Source organism: Acinetobacter johnsonii (assembly GCF_048551975.1).
GTDB lineage: Bacteria > Pseudomonadota > Gammaproteobacteria > Pseudomonadales > Moraxellaceae > Acinetobacter > Acinetobacter johnsonii_A.
In genome coordinates this window covers 1-277 of the sequence record NZ_JBIMCF010000212.1, presented here as the reverse complement: position 1 = coordinate 277, position 277 = coordinate 1, and the positions used below count along the sequence as shown (strand labels likewise).

General features: G+C 41.5%; 1 pseudogene. It reads left to right on the top strand.

Annotated elements, in window-relative coordinates:
- Positions 1-189, top strand: a pseudogene (locus ACG9ZB_RS17285) (Holliday junction branch migration protein RuvA); the annotation flags it as partial.
- Positions 190-277: the final 88 nt, after the last annotated feature.

Here is a 277-nt window from a genome sequence, read left to right as displayed (position 1 = left end):
GTACCAAGCAACTCAACCGTTGAACAAATCCAGTTCACAGGCAACTCTGCCGTGGCAGAAGCTGACGCGGCCTTACAATCTTTAGGATACAAACCTTTAGAAGCACAGAAATTGGTCAATGCTGCAAAAGGTGATTTTACTGAAGCAAGTGACATCATCCGTGCTGCTCTCAAATCCATTAATAAATAATTCAAATAGAAACACCAATACACCTAAATTGGATACACGAAGGCGACATGGATGTCGCAATGTTAGATTGGGATATAAGGACATATCC